A 17,809-nucleotide genomic window follows, 5' to 3' on the forward strand; every position below is an offset into this window, starting at 1 on the left:
AGGGGTCACTGTAGCTACCGTCGATGGGCGATGACGACGACGAACCGTTCCGGAAGCTGTTCACCGGCGGCAGCATCGTCTTCGTCGGCGAGATGTTCGGGCTGGCGATCTCCTTTCTCTCGACGCTCGTCATCGGCCGCCTGCTCGGGCCCGACGGCTACGGCGCGATCGCGCTCGGTTCCGCGGCCCTCGCGACCGCCTCGACGCTCGTTCTGCTCGGGATGCACACCGGTGTCGGGCGGTTCCTCCCGCGCTACGACGACCCGGCACGACGCCGCGGCGTCCTCGTCTCGGCCTTCCAGCTGGTCCTCCCGCTGTCGCTGCTCGCGGGCGGGGGACTGATCGTCTTCGCCGAGCCGATCGCCGCGAGCGTCTTCAGCGACGAGGGCGTCGCGCCCGTCCTTCGGGTGTTCGGGCTCGCGATGCCGTTCGCCTCCGTCGAGAAGCTCGCGGTCGGCGGGATCCAGGGGACGAAACGCTCGACGCCGAAGGTGTTCGTCGAGAACGTCACCGCCCACATCACCCGGCTGGTCCTCGCGGTGATAATCCTCGCGCTGGGCTTCGACGCCGCCGGCGTCGCCTGGGCGTACGTCCTCGGTCACGCCGCCGCCGCGATGCTCGGGATGTACTACCTCTACCGGTATACGTCGCTGTTCACGCGGACCGAGGCCACGCCGATGCACCGCGAGCTGCTCGCCTTTTCGGCGCCGCTGATCGTTTCCTCGATCATGGTGAAGATCCTCGCCGACATCGACACGTTCCTGCTGGGCTATTTCGTCTCGACGGCCGACGTCGGGATCTACAACGTGCTCTACCCGCTGGCGACGATGCTGACGGCCGTGCTCGCGTCCTTCGGCTTCCTATTCGTTCCGATCCTCTCGGAGCTCCACGCCGAGGGCGACGTCGCGGAGATGAAGCACATGTACCAGCTGGTCACCAAGTGGATCTTCATGGTCTCGCTGCCGATCGTCCTCGTGATCGCGCTGTTCCCCGAACTGCTGCTTCGCTACACCTACGGCCCCGACTACGTGGAGGGGGCGTTCGCGCTCTCGATCCTCGCCGTCGGTTTCTTCATCCACGCGGTCGCCGGCCCCAACTACAAGACGCTGACCGCGATGGGCAACACCCGGCTGATCATGTACGACAACATCGGAGCCGCGGCGCTCAACGTCGCGCTCAACGTCGTTCTGATCCCGCGGTACTCCTATCTCGGCGCGTCGGTCGCGACCGTGATCTCCTACTTCCTGCTCAACGTCGCCTACTCGACCCAGCTCTACACCCGCACCGGGATCCACCCCTTCGGCGCGTCGCTGTTCAAGCCCGCGACGATCGCGGTCGCCTCGATCGGGACCGTCTACCTCGTCGTCACCTCGCTGGTGACGGTGACGGTCTTCGTGTTCGTCCCGCTGTTCGCGCTGTTCCTCGCGATCCACGCCGTCGTCACGCTCCGTTTCGGCGGGATCGAACGCGAGGAGGTGCTGCTCCTGCTCGACCTCGAGGAACGTCTGGGCGTCGACCTCGGTCCGGCGAAGGCCGTCGCGAAACGTCTGCTCTGATCCCGCCGCTCACCTCCCTTCGGCGGGGAACCTGCTTATTTGCGTACTTGTTTACACAAGACTTATTATTAATCTGTAGACCTAGGAAATATGCAACGTCACGGATCCACCGGCGGCTCGATGGGGCGACGGACGTATCTCACCCTCGGACTGGCCGCTGTCGCGGGGGCGTCGGTCGCCCCCACGCCGACCCGGGCCCAGGCCGACGACGATCCCGCCCCGACCGACACCGAGATCGGCGGCGGCGAGGAGTACGACCGCCACGTCAGCCCCGACGACGCCGACGTCGTCGTCTCGACTGCCGAGGAGCTGGAGGCCGCCCTCGCGGGCGGTGACGTGACGATCTACGTCGAGGACGACGCGACGATCGACCTCAGCGCCCGCCGGATCACGATCCCTGGCGGCGTGACGCTCGCCAGCGGCCGGGGCCGGGACGGCTCGCCGGGCGCGCTGATCACCGCCGATCGGCGTGCCTCGCGGCTCTTCCAGGTCTACGAGGACGACGTGCGGATCACCGGCCTGCGGTTCCGGGGTCATCGGGTCGGCTACCACGACCCCGACGGATACGTCTGGGACGACGCCTCGCTCGCGATCCGCGCGTACGGCGACTGCGAGGTCGACAACTGCGAGCTCTACGGCTGGACCCACGCCGGCGTCGGGATCGGCCAGCACGGCTCGGACCCGGTCGACAGCGCCGCCCACGTCCATCACTGCTCCTTTCACGACAACATGATGGAGGGGCTCGGCTACGGCGTCGTCGTTTACCGGGGCGACCCGCTGATCGAGTACAACTACTTCGATCGCAACCGCCACAGCATCGCCGGCGGCGGTCAGGAGGGCTGTAGCTACGAAGCCCGGTACAACATCCAGGGGCCGACGAACCTCCTGTTCGGCTTCGAGATGCACAGCCCCGGCGGCGAGCGGATCGACGTCCACCACAACACCTTCGAGCTGGTCGAGCGACGCGACGGGCAGGCGACCCCGGCGGTCGCGATCCGCGGCGTGCCGAGCGAGGGCGCACGCGTCGCGAACAACTGGTTCCACAACCCGACCGACCCCGGCGACGACCGATATCTCGGGGACGCGCCGGTCGTCCAGTACGGCGGCGACGTCTCCGGGGACGGCTGGAACGACGTGGCGCTCTCGAACAACCACTACGGCCCCGACGAGCCCGAGGCGGGGATCGGCCACCCGCGAGGGGAGGTCGAGACCGCCCAGCTCCGGGTTTACGTCCGCGAGGCCGAGGACGACGAGTACGTCGAGGGCGTGACCGTCTCGATCGAGCCCCACGAGGGAACGCCAATGGACGGCTACGACGGTCCTTATACTGCCGAGACCGTCGAGGGCGAGGAGTACTTCGGGACGTACGCCCTCTTCGAGGAGCTCCCGGTCGGCAGCTACGACCTCCGAGCGACCCATCCGGATTACGAGGTGGGCGTCTACGAGGACCTCGAGCTCGATGTCTCGGGTCGCCAGCCGCCGATCGTCCTCGAACCTCGCGAGGGCCGCACGCTGACGATCGCGGACCGGGGCGAGCCGGCCAACTACACGTTCAGCGTGACGGGAGCGGTCGAGCCGGCCGATGGCGGGGATGACGAGGGCGACTACGAGATCGACGGATCGACCGTGGTCGGCCGCCTCGAGGACGCCACCGACTCGTTCGTCTACACCGGCGAGATCGATCTCCTCGACGCCGACGCGCCGGTCGAGGTGCTCCTCGAGGGTGAGCGGGCCGAGGTCGAACCGGAGCCGGAGCCCAGCCCCGACCCCGACCCGGAGGACCCCGAACTCGACGGGCCGGTGATCACGCTCGAGGGCGGCAGCGAGACCGACCCGACCCACTACATCATCGAGACCGGCCTGGGTCTCGAGTACGCCGACGTCGAGGGGGCGACCGTCGACCCCGGGGACGGCATCGTCGGAACGATGGCCGCAGGCTCCCTCCGGGGGGGCCGCGACGCCTACCGCATCCCGGCCGGCGACACGATCACCGGGTTCATCGCGCTCGGCGACGTCACCGTCTCGATCGACGGGGCGGAGCTCGACGACGACGAGGTCGTCACGTACGACGACTGACCGTTAGTCGCCCCTTATCCGCCGCCGTCCCCCGATCGTGGGGCTCTTCGGAACGGTACCGTTTCGCCCGGGCGACCTTCCTGTCCCGTTCTACCACGCCGCCCCGTTAGCACCGACATAACAAACCCGGTGGGGAGCGGACGTGGGAGCGATGGGGCAGGGAGGGGGACCGGGGCACCGGCAGGTAGGGCTCGCGACCGAGGGGGACCGATAGATGGCCCTCGGTTCGGTTCGACGGATCGGTCCCGGAACCGCAAGCGCGCTCGTGGGACTGGTAGCCGCGGGGCTGTTGGCTCCGCTGAACCTCTATCTCACCCATATACTGGTGCGAACGGTCCCGCCGGTGCTCGCGGTCGCCTGCCTGTTGTACCTGCTCGCGGCCCGCGGCCCGCCGGTCGAGGGGGTCGGGACGCTGCCGCGGTGGGCCGTCCACGCGCTCCCGAGCGTCGTCTTCCTCGGGACCACCGGCCTGATCGCCCTCTCGATACTGCTCGGCGGGCGCGGCCCGGCGTTCTACCTGGTCACGGCGGCCCTCTCGACGCTCGTGTTCGTCCAGATCGCGTTCGTCCCCGAGCGGGACCTGTCGGTGGGGTTGTTGTTGACACAGGTTCTGGCGCTCGGGTTCGTCGTCCGTTTCGCCGGGCTCCTGGGCTCGGCGGGCTACGTCGGGATCGACGTCTGGATCCACATGTCCCAGTACGTCGAGGGGATCCTCGCGGCGGGGTCGCTCGAGGGGATGGGCGAGACCACCTACGTCGCCGCCCCGCTGTATCACCTCTCGGTCGCCGCCGCGACGCTGTTGACCGACCTCACGCCCCGGCTCGCGCTGTTCGGGTCGATCGGCGTCGCGATGGCCGTGGCGAGCCTGCTGGTCTACCTGACGGCCGCCCGGCTCGCCGACCCGCGCTGGGCGGTCTTCGCCGCGGCGGCCTACTCGATCAGCGATTTCGTCGTCGTCTGGTCGATCCACCTCATCCCGACGAGTCTGGGGCTCGTGGTCTTTCTCGCGCTCCTGTTGGTGTTCGTCCGGATCCAGCAGCTCGGGGCCCGCCCCGCCCACATCGCCCTGCTGGTCTCGCTGATGACCGCGCTGGCGCTGACCCACCAGGTCTCGTCGTTCATCATGCTCGTGCTGTTCGGCGCCGGTTCGCTGGCCCAGATCGCGCTGAACGCCGGGCAGCTCAAGGAGCGGTTCCTCTCCGACGACAGCCCCTCGATCAGCGTCCACAGCGTCCACGGCTACTCGGCGTTCGCGCTCGGACTGCTCATGCTGGTCTGGAGCATGACCCCCTGGGGCGAGCGGACGTTCACCGAGGCGGTCGTCGTCGTTCTCTGGGGCTCGATCGGCGACAGCGGGCTGTTCGACCGCAGCGACGCTACGGGCGCCGCCGAGGCCGAACAGGGTACCTTCCTCGCCGAGACGGTCATCCCGTTGATCGACCACACCGGGTTCCTGCTGTTGCTGTTCGGGACCATCGTCGGGAGCCTCTATCTGCTCGACCGCGAGCGGATCGATCAGTCGGCGCTCACGCTGATCGTCGCCGCGGCGGTCATGGCGGTCTTTACCCTCGTCCCGCCGCTGTTCGGCCTGCGGAACTTCCTTCCCGGGCGGTGGTTCGCCTTCCTCTATGCGGTGATGGCGGTCCTCACCGCGGTCGGGTTCGACCGCCTACGTCGGGACTGCTCCCCGCAGGTGCTCGCGGCCGTCGTGCTCGTCTTCGCGCTCGCCTTCTCCGGCGGGATGGTCTTCGCGACCGACGCCACCCAGGACGCCCCCGCCTTCGAGGAGGAGAACGTCCGTTACAGCTACACGCCGACGGAGATGACGGCGATGGAGACGATCGTCGAGACTACCGAGAGCGACGCCGAGGATCCGATCTTCAGCGACCACCCCTACACCACCGCCCTGAACCGCTACGACGGCGAGGAGGACCGCTTCGCCGCCGCCACCGTCGACGACGACCCGCCCGACCACGAGACGACGCTGTATCGGGACTACCAGCGCGACGGCGCGCCGCGCTTTGCGACCGACGACGGCGAGGACCACATCCGCCAGACCGACGTCGACGAGATGTGTGGCACCCGCTCGATCGGCTACGACAACGGCGACGTCACCCTCTGTGAGCGCTGAGATCGAACGTCACGGCGTAGTGATGTGGCGAGACCGAGACCGTTTCCCGGGCGTCGAACCCCGCGGGCTCGATCGCCTCGACCGTCTCCTTGGGCGTCATCCGCAGCTCCGCGGGCGGGCCGCGGGGCTCGTCGAGGACCCAGGTCTCCTCGGGGGGCGCGTCGACCCAGTTGATCACGACGAACCGCCCATCGGGCTCCAGTACGGCCGCGACCGCCTCCGCGAGCGCGCGCTTCTCGGGAACGCCGTGGAGCGTGTTCGCCAGCAGCGCACAGCCGACCGGCTCGGGAAGCAGGTCGGGGAGCGCCATCGCGTCGCCCTCGACCGTTTCGATCCGCTCCGTTTCCAAACGTGCTTCGAGCGCCTCCAGAAGTTCCGGATCGAGGTCCACGCCGTAGACGGGGCCGGAGACGAGGTCGGCGGCGGGAACCGTGAAGTGGCCGTCGCCACAGCAGATGTCCACCAAGGAGCCGCAGTCCCCGGTCCCCAGGCTCTCGAGGGTGTCCCGCGGACCGGGCCACAGGGTATCCCACCAGTCCCGATCGGGCTGAGCGGTGTTGCGAAACTCGGTCATGAACGTCGGTCGAACGGACAAAAGCTTTAGCGCTTCGAATAAATATATTGCAGTTAATATATGATAGTAAATAGAAGGCGACTACTGCAGACAATCGGTGTTTTCCTTCTGGGTGGCGTATCGGGCTGTCTCGGTAATGGCGACGAACCGGGCCGACTGGTCGTCCGAAACGACCACTCCCTCGGTCATACCATTACCGTCCGGATCGAGGATGGACCGACGACCGCACCCGAAGTCGAAAACGAGACGGCTGCGGAGATATTCGTTGATGCATCCGAAGAGCGGCAATACGATGGTGTCTTTTCGAATCCTGGACAGTACGCGTCGTTGCCCGACTCGATGCCGGAAACCAAGGAACCTCAACGACATTCGAACCGCTCGGTGTCGAGGGTAGCCACGACGGCGAGCAACTGATCATAACGGTGCTCGAAGACTACCGTCTCACTCATACCGTCAGCCGGGTGTGAGTACGTTCGGTGACAAAAGCCTTTATCGGCAGTAGAGCGTAGTCCGACCAAATGGTACTCGACGATCTCGGAACGTCCCTCAGGGGGACCTTGGAGGACCTCCGCGGGAAGTCCCGGCTCACGGAGGATGACGTGGAGGCGGTCGTCAAGGAGATCCAGCGTTCGTTGCTGCAGGCCGACGTGGACGTCTCGCTGGTGATGGAGCTCTCCGATTCGATCAAGACCCGGGCCCTCGAGGAGGAGCCGCCCGGCGGGACCACCGCACGTGACCACGTCCTGCGGATCGTCTACGAGGAGCTGGTCGCGCTGGTCGGCGACTCGACCGAGCTGCCCCTCGAGGAACAGACGATCATGCTCGCGGGCCTGCAGGGCTCGGGGAAGACGACCACCGCGGCGAAGATGGCGTGGTGGTTCTCGAAGAAGGGACTTCGCCCCGCGGTCATCCAGACCGACACCTTCCGACCGGGCGCCTACGACCAGGCCAAACAGATGTGCGAGCGCGCGGAGGTCGAATTTTATGGAGACCCCGACGCGGAGGACCCCGTCGAGATCGCCCGCCGGGGGATGGAGGAGACCGCCGACGCCGACGTCCACATCGTCGACACGGCGGGTCGCCACGCCCTCGAGGACGAGCTGATCGAGGAGATCGAGGAGATCGGCGACGTCGTCGAGCCCGATCGATCCCTGCTGGTGCTCGACGCCGCGATCGGGCAAGGAGCGAAGGAGCAGGCCCGCCGGTTCGAGGAGTCGATCGGCATCCAGGGCGTGACGATCACGAAGCTCGACGGGACCGCGAAGGGTGGCGGGGCGCTCACGGCGGTCAACGAGACCGACTCGACGATCGCTTTCTTAGGGACCGGCGAGGAGGTCGAGGACATCGAGCGCTTCGAACCCAACGGCTTCATCTCCCGGCTGCTGGGGATGGGCGACCTGAAGCAGCTCACCGAGCGCGTCGAGCGCGCGATGGCCGAGACCGGCGACGAGGAGGAGGACTGGGACCCCGAGGACATGCTCTCGGGGGAGTTCACGCTTCACGACATGCGAAAGCAGATGAACGCGATGAACCGGATGGGCCCGCTCGACCAGATCATGGACATGATCCCCGGAATGGGCGGGGGGCTGATGGACCAGCTGCCCGACGACGCCATGGACGTCACCCAGGACCGGATGCAGCGCTTCGAGTTCGTCATGGACTCGATGACCGACGCCGAGCTGGAACACCCCCGTGCGATCGGCCAGAGCCAGATCGAGCGCATCGCCCGTGGTTCGGGCACCGACGAGGAAACGGTGAGAGAGCTGCTCCAGCAGCACAAGATGATGGAGCGTACGCTGAAGCAGTTCCAGGGGATGGGTCAGGGCAACATGGACATGGAGCGCATGATGAAACAGATGGAGAACCAGGGCGGCGGTGGCGGCGGCATGGGCGGGCTGTTCTGAGGGCCGGCAAGCCGGTTCGTTATTCGTTCGGGTCGATAACCGACGGCATGGTTCGCGAGCGCGGTCCTCGGACGGTTCGCCGGCGCGACCTGCTCGCGGCGTTCGGCGGGGCCGGCATCGCGCTTGCGGCGGGCTGCCTGGACGATACTACGGACACGGACGACGAGGACGACTCCGACGGCGACGATCCCGATCCCGGCCTTCCCGGGAGCGACTCGTCGTGCTCCCGTGACCGAACCGACGACGCGGCCCTCCCGTTCGACACCGATGGATACGGCGGCTGGGGCGGCCACGCCCACCACGGGACGGACGCGGGGCTCGACGAACGCCCGATCGTCTTCGTCCACGGTAACGGCCGGGACGCGTGTGACTTCGACGAGCACGCCGCGTATCTCGTCGAGCGCGGCTACTCGGGCGACGCGCTCTGGTCGATCACGTTCGAGCGCGAGACGAGCACCCACGAGGAGATGAGCGAGCAGCTCGACTCGTTCGTCGAAGCGGTTCGCGGGGAAGCCGGCACGGAGCAGGTCGATCTCGTCGGCCACAGCCTCGGCGTGACGGGGATCCGGTACTGGCTCGCCGACCGCGATCGCTACGAGCACGTCGGGTCGCTGGTCGGGCTGGCGGGCGCGAACCACGGGACGTGGACCTGCGGGCCGGGCTGTGCGGCCGGCCCCGGCTCGACCCGGATCTGCGACTTCCTCTCGCATTCCTGTGCGGACACCCCCGGCGAGGCGCTCTACGAGCTCAACGAGCCCGACGAGACGCCCGGTTCCGTCGACTACTACACGGTCCGCGGGACCGACGACGGCTTCTTCCGGACGCGACCGACGAGCCCCGCGCTCGGCGGCGCCGAGAACGTCGCTCTGGAAGGTGTGGACCACGACGGCGTCAGAACCGACGAGACGACCAAGGAGCTGCTCTCGGAGTGGCTGGCCGACGGCTCGTGAACGCCCGTCAGGGCTCGACGGGCCGTCCCTCTTCCGTCGGCGGGGCGACGTGGTCGATGTAGCTCTCCACGTCGGGCTCGTCGACCCGCACCTCGACGTCGATCTCACCGAGCTCGTCGGTCTCGCCGACCGCGAAGTTCACCACGCCCTGGAAGGCGGCCTGTTTCTTGAGCGAGAAGGAGAAGTACTCGCCCGACTGCCGCCGGAAGAACTCGCTGCGGGCGGTGTCGAGGATCTCCTGGCGGTGCAGCAGCTCCGAGAAGTGATCCATCGAGTGGGTCGTCCCGACGAGCTCGCCCTCCCGGGCCTCGAGCTCGGCGTTGGGAAACAGGTTCGCCACGGCGTCCCGGACCCTGTCGGTGACCTCGGTGTCCTCGACGGGCGCGCGGACGGACGCCTCGATCCGGTAGATCATCGTTCGACCCTCCCGGCGAACAGCCCCTCGATCCGCTCGCGAAAGGCCTCGAGCGAGTCGGTGTTCTCGATGGTCACGTCGGCGCGTTCGATCGCCTCGCCCATCCCGAAGCCCAGCTCGCGCTCGTCGCGGGTCTCGAGGTCCTCGGTCTCGGGGTTGTCCCGACCGCGGGTTCCCAGACGCTCCTCGCGGACGTCGAACGGCGCCTCGATCGCGACGAGGGTGAACGCCTCGCCGAAGGCCTCCTCGAAGCGCTCGACCTCCGCGCCCGAGCGGAGCCCGTCGACGAGGACGAGCTCGCTTTCCTCCAGACCCTCCTCGATCAGCGGGAGGGAGCGTTCGGCAATCGCGAGGGGACCGTCCTCCTCGCGGAGCGCCTGGGCGACCTCACCGTGGTGGTCGGCGGGATCGAGTCCCCGCTCGCGACACTCCCGGCGGATGACGTCGCCCATCGTGACGACGGGGATCCCCTTCTCGCGGGCGACGGCGGCGGCCTCGCCCTTCCCGCTGCCCGGCAGGCCGACGGTTCCGATGACTCGCATTCGCCGGCGATAGACGCGGTCAGGGGTTAAGTTTGTCCTTCGGGTGGCCCGAATCCCGATAGCTTTTCAACGCGGCTCGCAAACGAGGGTTCGAGGGCACGTAGCTCAGTCCGGATAGAGCGTCGGACTTCTATCCTCGGTGCGCCAGCGTCGGGGGAAGACATCCGACGGTCGTGGGTTCAAATCCCATCGTGCCCGCTGTTCTGCGAGGAGCGAACGCGACGAGCGAACCGAGATGGGTTTGAAGCAGGGAGCAGCTCTGCTGCGACCGAGGTTCAAATCCCATCGTGCCCGTTCGCTCGCTTCGCTCACTCACGGGCACTCTTGAGTCCCACTCGCTCACTCCGTTCGCTCGTTGGACTCCCATCGTGCCCTTCGAGTGTCTAGCACGAATCGCTGTAACGACCTATCGAAAAAATCCGAATCCTCGTGAGGTCCACACCGTAGGAGGAAACGCGCCAGCGGCGGACTGCTTCGGGTGATTCTCGCTTACCGTTCGGCGGCGTCGATCCACGCTTGCGCCTGCAGTTCGGAGACCTCCGCGGCCCGTGCGACAGCGTCGGTCTGTGCGTCCGCGAGCGCCTCCATGCCGTCGATGCCCGCTTCGTTCAGGCGTTCGGCGTGGGCCTGGTTGAGGTTGCTTATCTCCTCGAACTCCTCGGTGAGCGCCTCGACGCTCTCCTCCATCGCTTCTGTCCCCTGTTCGGTGGCCGTTTCGGCATCCTCCGCGATCTCGATCACGGTCCCCTCCATTCGCTCGCTCGTGTCCGTGAACGACGCCATCGACTGCTCGAGGAACTCCTTCTGGCGCTCGGTCAGCTCCTCGTAGGCTGCGAGCCCCTCCTCGAGGCTCTCCTCGAACGCGTCCCACGTCTCCTCCTGTGCGTCCACGAGCGCGTCGAACTGCTCGTCGACCTCCTCGCGTCGGTCGCCGTCCGCACCGGCCCACATCGCCCCGGTCGAGGCGACCGCCCACTGTCGCGTGACCTCCATCCCCTGGCGCTGCATCGAGCGCTGGGCGGCCACGCCGGTTCGGATCGCCGACTCGGCGAACTGCTGCTGTGTCTCGAGACCCTGTTCGATCGCTTGCTGGCTCTGCTCGAACGTCGTTCGCTGAAGGTCGAACAGCGCTTTCATCGGTGTTGTCGTCATTGGTATCACTTATCTGGGAACTCGGCTGCGTCCGGCGTCGCTTCGTCCCCGTTCCCATCCCATAGGAGGTCCCGGAGACGGATAAGTCCGACCCCTGAATGCCGCTAGATGGTTTTTTCTACCATTCAATGGCAGCGACCGTTCCGTGCGTTTTTGCCCCGGCCGACGAGAGACGGGGTATGGCCGACCCGGAACTCATCGAGGCGCTGCGGGAGGCGAACGCGGTCCAGTACGGCGAGTTCGAGCTTTCCCATGGCGGGACGAGCGACTACTACGTGGACAAGTACCTCTTCGAGACCGACCCGCGATGCCTCTCGCTGATCGCGGCGGCGTTCGCCGAGCGGATCGACGAGCCGAAGCTCGCGGGCGTCGCTCTGGGCGCGGTACCCCTCGTCGCCGTCACCAGCGTCGAGACCGACCTCCCCTACGTCATCGCGCGCAAACGGCAGAAGGAGTACGGCACCGGCAACCTCATCGAGGGAAAGCTGGACGAGGGCGAGGAGGTCGTGGTCATCGAGGACATCGCCACGACCGGACAGAGCGCCGCCGACGCCGTCGAGGCGCTCCGGGAGGCCGGTGCGCACGTCGAGCGCGTGATCGTCGTCGTCGACCGCGAGGAGGGTGCCGACGAACTGCTCGCAGACCACGGCGTCGAGCTCGAGGCGCTGGTGACCGCGAGTGACCTCCTCGACCGGTAGTATCCGTCTCCGTGGTGGTTTCCATCCCGAGCGCTTCCGGGATGTTCAAGTTCGTGTAGGACGCTCTCCTGATATGAACAGAGCAGAGAAGGCGACCCTGCAGCTGCAGGCGGTCTCCGTCCTCGGGATGCTCAAGGAGACCCGTACCTACGACGAGCTCGCCGACCTCACGGGGCTTCCCGCGGGCGATCTCAACCGGTACGTGAACGGCCATGTCCTCCCCGGGGCCGCCCGGGCCCGCGCGGTGATCGACGGTGTCGGCCGCGAGACGCTCGCCGACGAGCTCGAGGCGCGCATCGAGCTCGACGGGGAGGGCTACGTCGACAACTCGGGGATCGTCTTCGACCAGCCCTTCCTCGATCTGGTCGCACCGGTGGCCGCCGAGTCGTTCGGCTTCGAGCGCCCCGACGTGGTGCTGACGGCCGCGACCGACGGGATCACGTTCGCGGCGGCGATGGCGCGGTACTTCGACGCGCGGTGTGCCTACGCGAAGAAGTCCAAGGAGACGGCGATCGAGGAGTTCATCGAGGCACGCGACCGGCTCGACTCGGGGATCGAACTCACCTACTACCTGCCGGCCTCGGCGCTGTCGGCCGGGGAGAGGGTGCTCGTCGTCGACGACCTCATCCGGTCGGGCGAGACCCAGGAGCTGCTCCTGGACATCGCCGACGGGGCCGGCGCCGACGTCGCCGGCGTTTTCGCGCTGATCGCCGCCGGCGACGAGGGGATCGGGCGCGCGGGCGAGCGGACCGACGCCCCGGTGGGCGCCCTCTCCCATCTCGAGTAGTCCCGCCTCGGCGGTCGCCGCCACCCGTGGGCTCTTTTGGCTCCAGGCCCTACGTCGGGTGATGGCATCCATCGAGTTCTACGAACTACAGGGCTGTCCGTTCTGTGCGAAGGTCAGGAACCGCCTCGACGAGCTGGGTCTCGAGTACGAGTCCCACCAGGTCCCGAGCAGCCACGCCGAGCGGACCGAGGTCGAGGAGCTCACGGGACAAACGGAGGTACCGGTACTCGTCGACCCGGACCACGGGGTCGAGGGGATGAACGAGAGCGACGACATCGTCGAATACCTCAACGAGACGTACGCTTAGGCTAGCTCTTCGGGGGGTGTGGTCCGCTCGCGGATCAGCTCCCGGAGCTCCTCGCCGTCGCGCGCGGATTCGGCTTCCTCGCGCTCGACGATCGCGGTGCCCTCCACCTCGTCCTTTGGCGCCTTGTCGACGAAGTAGACCGATCGGGTGAGGGTGACCTTCCCGAGCGAGCCCATGATCCGGGCGCGCTTCTCGGCGGTCTTCGTGAACGCGGAGTTGCCCGTGAGGACGTTCTCCTCCTCGCTGGTGTCCTCGCCGACGGCCTTGAACGGCGCGCGCGTCGTCGGATGCACGTCGAAGCCGGCCCGTGTGAGCACGGCGATGATCCCCTCGTCCTCGGGCTCGACGGCGGGGTCCTCGGGCATGGGATCGGCGTCGCGGACCTCCTCGGCGCCGCCCAGCACGTCGACCGGGCTGGTCAGGGGCTCCCCGAAGAGCTCCTCCAAGTCCATCGCCACCTCGATCGAGGCGTTCATGCCGTCCTCGTACTTCGAGACCGTCCGGCGCGAGACGCCGAGTTCGGAGGCGAGCTGGCCGAGGCTCCAGCCGCGTTTCTCGCGTTCGTCCGCGAGGATGTCGCTGTCGATGCTGACGTAGAGCCCGCCGGGGGCGGCGTAGATCATCGGCGGGACGTTCTCGACGAAGAAGTCCATCGCCGTATCCGGGCTGAACACCGGCACCCCGTGGCGGAAGTAGACGACGCCCGGTTTCAGCTCCTCGTCGCGGGTCCGCAGCCCGATGACGAACGGCGTCGCGTTCAGGTAGGTGCCCAGTCGGCGCATCTCCGCGCCGGTCGCGCCGTCGAACCCGTCGACGTTGCCGAGGATCTTCACGAGGATCAGGTCCTCGCCGCGGCGTGCCGCGACGTCGAAGCTCTTCGGACGGATGGCACACCGGTCGCTCACCACGAAGCCCGCGTCCTCGAGCATCGCAGTCACGTTTCCGACCAGTGCAGACCGAGACATATTCCTATATAAGTCATTCGAACCATATATGTGTTGTGTCGGATACCACCGTCCCGTCCGTCCTTCTCTCCCGGTAGGAAGCATCGGTATTTACCGGGCGCGCGCCGAGCCGAAAGCCGTTAGCCGGGTCGCCGCCAAGCGACGGCGATGACCGTCGTCGGCATCGACGATACCGACTCGCGCACGCGCGGGATGTGTACGACCTATCTCGCGAGCGAGATCGCCGGCGTGCTAGCGGAAACGGGAGCGGACGTCGATCCTCCCCTCCTGATCCGGCTCAACCCCGCCGTCGAACACAAGACCCGCGGCAACGCCGCCCTCGCGGTCCACGCCGACTGCGATCCCGAGGAGGCGTTCGACGCCGCCCGCGAACTGATCGACGACCTCGCGGAGGTGAGGGACTCGAACACCCAGCCCGGGCTCGTCGTCGCACCCAGCGACCCCGAGGAAGTCCCCGGGAAGGTCGCCGAGTTCTCCCGTCGAGCTGTTCGCGAGGAGCTCTCCCTCGACGAGGCGCTCGAGGTCGTAGAGGGGGCGGGCTACTCGCAGGAGGGCTGGGCGGGAGGACGGGGCCGGATCGGTGCGCTCGCGGCGGTCGGTGCGCGGCGGGCGTTCTCCGAGTGGACCCACGAGCTGATCGCCTACCGTGAGCGCGGGCGCTGGGGGACCGAACGGAGGGTTGACCCCGACTCCGTGTTCCGGGCCGCCGAGGCCGAGTACCCCGCCGTCTGGGACACGGTCGACCGCGAAACGGGCGATACGGTCTGTGTGCCCCACACGCCGGGACCGGTCCTCTACGGCATCCGCGGGGACGATCCCGATGCCGTACGGCGAGCCGTAGAACGCATCGAGAGCGAGCCCGTCGCGAGTAGCGCGCTGTTCCTCACGAACCAGGGCACCGACGTCCACCTGCAGGACGGCGAAATCGGATCGGTGGAGGACGGACGGGCCTACCGGCTCGACGGAGTCGTCTCCTCCGCGCCCGAGACCCGACGGGGCGGACACGTCTTCCTCGAGATCGACGACGGGGACGATCGGTTGCGGTGTGCGGCGTTCGAGCCGACGAAACGGTTTCGCGACCGCGTGCGCGCACTGCGGGAGGGCGACCGGATCACCGCCTGCGGCGAGGTCTCGGGGGGAACGCTGAAACTGGAGAAGTTCGCGCTACGCGAGCTGAACCGGATCGAGTACCGGAACCCGCGGTGTCCCGACTGCAGGCGGTCCATGGAGAGCGCCGGGCGCGAGCAGGGCTATCGCTGTCGGGACTGCTCGACGAGCGCGGAGACGAAGGAGACGATCGAGATCGACAGGGATCTCGAACCGGGTTGGTACGAAGTGCCGCCGACCGCGCGGCGGCATATCGCCAAACCCCTCGTTCGGGGCGGGTTCGACGGGCCGGTCCACCCCGAACGATAGGGTGGGCTACCAGTCGCCCGCGGATGCCGGCTCCTCGGGCGTCTCGGGAACCTTCTCGCCCCGAAGCACGAAGTAGGCGGCCGGGACGACGAGGCCCAACGGGAAGAGGAGGAACGACAGGGCGACGCCGATCGCCCACAGCGTTTCGCTGTTCCCGCGATCGGCGGCGTCCTTGTAGACCCAGTAGCCGACGGCGATCCCGATCGCCAGAAACACCAGCGTCGCGACGATCGAGATCAGCCACAGCGTCTCCATGTCGATCGGGAGCTCCTCGGGCGCCTCCGACTGCAACAGCGCCAGCGCGGAAAGCAGCCGGTCCATCTATCTCACCCCGATCGGGGCGTCGGTTCGGCCGTCGGTGCGTCGGTCGGATCGTGTCATCGTGCGAAGACACGTTCCGGGCCGCACCATATATTTCTTACTAGAAAAAGCAGAAATATTATATGTAGCTGCCTACCGACCCGGGAATATTTATTTCGTATCAGTTAATAGCGATAAAACATATGTATTGTCTTCGATAACATCGACTTGATCAAACCTGTGGCTGCAATACGATTAACGGACGTCACGAAACGATACGGCGAGGAGACGGCACTTTCGGAGCTCGACCTCGAGGTACGGGAGGGCGAGATCTACGGCTTCCTGGGCCCCAACGGCGCCGGGAAGTCGACGACGATCAACCTGCTTCTGGACTTCGTCCGCCCCACGTCGGGCGAGGTCAGCGTCTTCGGCCACGACGCCCAGGAGGAGGGCCTCGAGATCCGCCGGCGGACGGGGATCCTTCCCGAGGGCTTCGAACTCTACGACCGCCTCTCGGGCCGGAAACACCTCGAATTCGCCATCGAGTCGAAGGATGCCGACGACGATCCCGACGCGCTGTTCGAGCGGGTCGGGCTCGGCCCCGACGCCGCCGAGAAGAAGGTCGGGGGCTACTCGAAGGGGATGACCCAGCGGCTCGCGCTCGGCGCGGCGATCGCCGGCGAGCCGGACCTGCTCATCCTGGACGAGCCCTCGACCGGGCTCGATCCCGCGGGCGCCCGCGAGATGCGCGAGATCATCCGCGCCGAGCGGGACCGCGGGGCGACGGTGTTCTTCTCCTCGCACATCCTCGAACAGGTCGACGCGGTCTGCGATCGCGTGGGGATCCTCCGGGACGGCGAACTCGTCGCCGAGGACTCCGTCGAGGGGCTCCGCGAGTCGACGACCGACCAGACGACGCTGGTGGTCGAGCTCGACCGCCTGCCCGACGGCGCGACCGAGCGGGTCGCCGCCCTTGAGGGGGTCTCCGAAGTGACCACGCGGGGCTCGGTCGCGACCGTCACCTGCCGTGACGACGCCAAGACGCGGGTGCTGCGGGCGTTCGAGGACGCGGGCGCGACCGTCGAGGACTTCGAGACCGAGGAGTCCTCGCTCGAGGACCTCTTCATCGACTACACGACGGGGGCGACCGCGTGAGCGCCATCGCCATCGCGAAGAAGGACTTCCAGGACGCCGTGCGCTCGCGCGGGCTGATCGCGTTGACGCTGATCTTCGTGCTGTTCACCGTCGCCGGCGCCTACGTCGGGACGCAGATCTCGGGCGTGCTCGGCGACGAGGCCGGCGACACGCTCGACCTGGTCATCGCGCTCCAGTCGCCCGCGAGCTTTCTGGTACCCATCATCGCCCTGCTGATCGGCTACGGCGCGGTCGCCGGCGAGCGCGAGAGCGGCAGCCTGAAGTTCCTGCTCGGGCTGCCTCACACCCGTCAGGACGTCGTCCTCGGGAAGGTGCTTGGACGAACCGGCGTCGTCGTGGTCTCGATCCTGATCGGCTTCGCCGCCGGGATGGTCGCGATCTTCGCCTTCACGGGCTCGATCTCGCCCGTCGAGTATCTCGTCTTCACCCTGCTGACGGTCCTTCTGGGGTTCGTCTACGTCTGTATCGGCGTCGGGCTCTCCGCGATGACGAAGTCGACCACACGCGCCGCGGTCGGCGCGTTCGGCCTACTCGGGCTGTTCTGGCTGCTCTGGAGCGTCATCGCCCAACTCCTCCTCTATCTCACCTCGGGATCGGTCTTCCCCGAATCGGGCTATCCCGACTGGTACGTCACCTTCCTCTCGCTGCCGCCGGGTCCGGCGTACGGCTCGGCGCTCGGCGCGGCCCTCGGGGAGTCGGGGCTCGCCGTCGCCAGCACCTACGAGGCCCAGGGCCTGCTCGAGGGCGGCGTCCCGCTGGTCGCCCAGCCGAGCTTCGGGTTCGTGCTGCTCGCGGCCTGGGCGTTCGTCCCGCTCGCGATCGGCCTGCTCCGGTTCGACCGCGTCGACCTCTAAGAGTTATCCTCCTTCCCCGCCGACGCC

The 17,809-nt window shown here is 67.5% G+C and carries 17 protein-coding genes and 1 tRNA gene; 12 read left to right on the forward strand and 6 right to left on the reverse strand.

Annotated elements, in window-relative coordinates; all coding sequences use genetic code 11:
* The first annotated feature begins 23 nt into the window (after positions 1-23).
* The 3 genes from WOA58_RS09990 to WOA58_RS10000 all read left to right on the forward strand — a co-directional run bounded on the left by WOA58_RS09990 (position 24) and on the right by WOA58_RS10000 (position 5,763).
* Positions 24-1,556, forward strand: coding sequence for a flippase (locus WOA58_RS09990; RefSeq protein ID WP_340604049.1), 1,533 nt, complete (start codon positions 24-26; stop codon positions 1,554-1,556).
* Between the two features lie 90 nt (positions 1,557-1,646).
* Positions 1,647-3,632 (forward strand): polysaccharide lyase domain-containing protein, encoded by a 1,986-nt coding sequence (locus WOA58_RS09995; protein WP_340604050.1) that lies wholly within the window; start codon positions 1,647-1,649, stop codon positions 3,630-3,632.
* 214 nt (positions 3,633-3,846) lie between these two features.
* Positions 3,847-5,763, forward strand: coding sequence for a hypothetical protein (locus tag WOA58_RS10000; RefSeq protein WP_340604051.1), 1,917 nt, complete (start codon positions 3,847-3,849; stop codon positions 5,761-5,763).
* Here WOA58_RS10000 and WOA58_RS10005 read toward each other — a convergent pair.
* Complete coding sequence (locus WOA58_RS10005) at positions 5,744-6,337, reverse strand: class I SAM-dependent methyltransferase (RefSeq protein ID WP_340604052.1); 594 nt, start codon at positions 6,335-6,337, stop codon at positions 5,744-5,746. The genes WOA58_RS10000 and WOA58_RS10005 overlap by 20 nt on opposite strands.
* Before the next feature lie 518 nt (positions 6,338-6,855).
* On the opposite strand from WOA58_RS10005, the gene WOA58_RS10010 reads away from it, so the two are divergent.
* On the forward strand, positions 6,856-8,241 hold the full coding sequence (locus tag WOA58_RS10010; RefSeq protein ID WP_340604053.1) for a signal recognition particle protein Srp54: 1,386 nt from the start codon (positions 6,856-6,858) through the stop codon (positions 8,239-8,241).
* A gap of 47 nt (positions 8,242-8,288) precedes the next feature.
* On the forward strand, positions 8,289-9,191 hold the full coding sequence (locus WOA58_RS10015; protein WP_340604054.1) for an esterase/lipase family protein: 903 nt from the start codon (positions 8,289-8,291) through the stop codon (positions 9,189-9,191).
* A 7-nt stretch (positions 9,192-9,198) separates the two neighbouring features.
* On the opposite strand, the gene WOA58_RS10020 is transcribed toward WOA58_RS10015, so the two are convergent.
* Together WOA58_RS10020 and WOA58_RS10025 are read right to left on the reverse strand one after the other, a co-directional pair.
* Positions 9,199-9,606: an RNA-binding domain-containing protein gene (locus WOA58_RS10020; RefSeq protein WP_340604055.1), complete on the reverse strand. Its 408-nt coding sequence runs from the start codon at positions 9,604-9,606 to the stop codon at positions 9,199-9,201.
* Positions 9,603-10,148, reverse strand: a complete 546-nt coding sequence (locus WOA58_RS10025) for an AAA family ATPase (protein ID WP_340604056.1) — start codon at positions 10,146-10,148, stop codon at positions 9,603-9,605. The genes WOA58_RS10020 and WOA58_RS10025 overlap by 4 nt, the downstream gene beginning before the upstream one ends.
* Positions 10,149-10,242: 94 nt before the next feature.
* Here WOA58_RS10025 and WOA58_RS10030 point away from each other — a divergent pair.
* Positions 10,243-10,346, forward strand: a tRNA-Arg gene (locus WOA58_RS10030).
* 291 nt (positions 10,347-10,637) lie between these two features.
* Here the strand turns inward: WOA58_RS10030 and WOA58_RS10035 are convergent.
* Positions 10,638-11,300, reverse strand: a complete 663-nt coding sequence (locus tag WOA58_RS10035; RefSeq protein WP_340604057.1) for a helix-hairpin-helix domain-containing protein — start codon at positions 11,298-11,300, stop codon at positions 10,638-10,640.
* A gap of 179 nt (positions 11,301-11,479) precedes the next feature.
* On the opposite strand from WOA58_RS10035, the gene pyrE reads away from it, so the two are divergent.
* The 3 genes from pyrE (at position 11,480) to WOA58_RS10050 (ending at position 13,092) form a co-directional block, all read left to right on the forward strand.
* On the forward strand, positions 11,480-11,998 hold the full coding sequence (pyrE, locus tag WOA58_RS10040; protein ID WP_340604058.1) for an orotate phosphoribosyltransferase: 519 nt from the start codon (positions 11,480-11,482) through the stop codon (positions 11,996-11,998).
* 73 nt (positions 11,999-12,071) lie between these two features.
* Positions 12,072-12,785: a phosphoribosyltransferase family protein gene (locus WOA58_RS10045; protein ID WP_340604059.1), complete on the forward strand. Its 714-nt coding sequence runs from the start codon at positions 12,072-12,074 to the stop codon at positions 12,783-12,785.
* Between the two features lie 61 nt (positions 12,786-12,846).
* On the forward strand, positions 12,847-13,092 hold the full coding sequence (locus WOA58_RS10050) for a glutathione S-transferase N-terminal domain-containing protein (protein WP_340604060.1): 246 nt from the start codon (positions 12,847-12,849) through the stop codon (positions 13,090-13,092).
* Here the strand turns inward: WOA58_RS10050 and WOA58_RS10055 are convergent.
* The gene (locus tag WOA58_RS10055) at positions 13,089-14,057 is read right to left on the reverse strand and encodes a transcriptional regulator (protein WP_340604061.1); all 969 of its coding nucleotides are present in this window, start codon (positions 14,055-14,057) and stop codon (positions 13,089-13,091) included. The two genes, WOA58_RS10050 and WOA58_RS10055, sit on opposite strands and share 4 nt — an antisense overlap.
* A gap of 147 nt (positions 14,058-14,204) precedes the next feature.
* Between WOA58_RS10055 and WOA58_RS10060 the strand changes: the two genes are divergently transcribed.
* Entirely contained in the window at positions 14,205-15,473 is a 1,269-nt protein-coding gene (locus WOA58_RS10060; protein WP_340604062.1) for a tRNA(Ile)(2)-agmatinylcytidine synthase, read from the forward strand.
* A 6-nt stretch (positions 15,474-15,479) separates the two neighbouring features.
* On the opposite strand, the gene WOA58_RS10065 is transcribed toward WOA58_RS10060, so the two are convergent.
* Entirely contained in the window at positions 15,480-15,794 is a 315-nt protein-coding gene (locus WOA58_RS10065) for a hypothetical protein (protein WP_340604063.1), read from the reverse strand.
* Between the two features lie 219 nt (positions 15,795-16,013).
* Here WOA58_RS10065 and WOA58_RS10070 point away from each other — a divergent pair, with 219 nt between their 5' ends.
* Together WOA58_RS10070 and WOA58_RS10075 are read left to right on the forward strand one after the other, a co-directional pair.
* Positions 16,014-16,928 (forward strand): ABC transporter ATP-binding protein, encoded by a 915-nt coding sequence (locus WOA58_RS10070; RefSeq protein WP_340604064.1) that lies wholly within the window; start codon positions 16,014-16,016, stop codon positions 16,926-16,928.
* Complete coding sequence (locus WOA58_RS10075; RefSeq protein WP_340604065.1) at positions 16,925-17,782, forward strand: ABC transporter permease; 858 nt, start codon at positions 16,925-16,927, stop codon at positions 17,780-17,782. The genes WOA58_RS10070 and WOA58_RS10075 overlap by 4 nt, the downstream gene beginning before the upstream one ends.
* Positions 17,783-17,809 lie beyond the last annotated feature (27 nt).

It is taken from the genome of Halalkalicoccus tibetensis, from assembly GCF_037996645.1.
GTDB lineage: Archaea > Halobacteriota > Halobacteria > Halobacteriales > Halalkalicoccaceae > Halalkalicoccus > Halalkalicoccus tibetensis.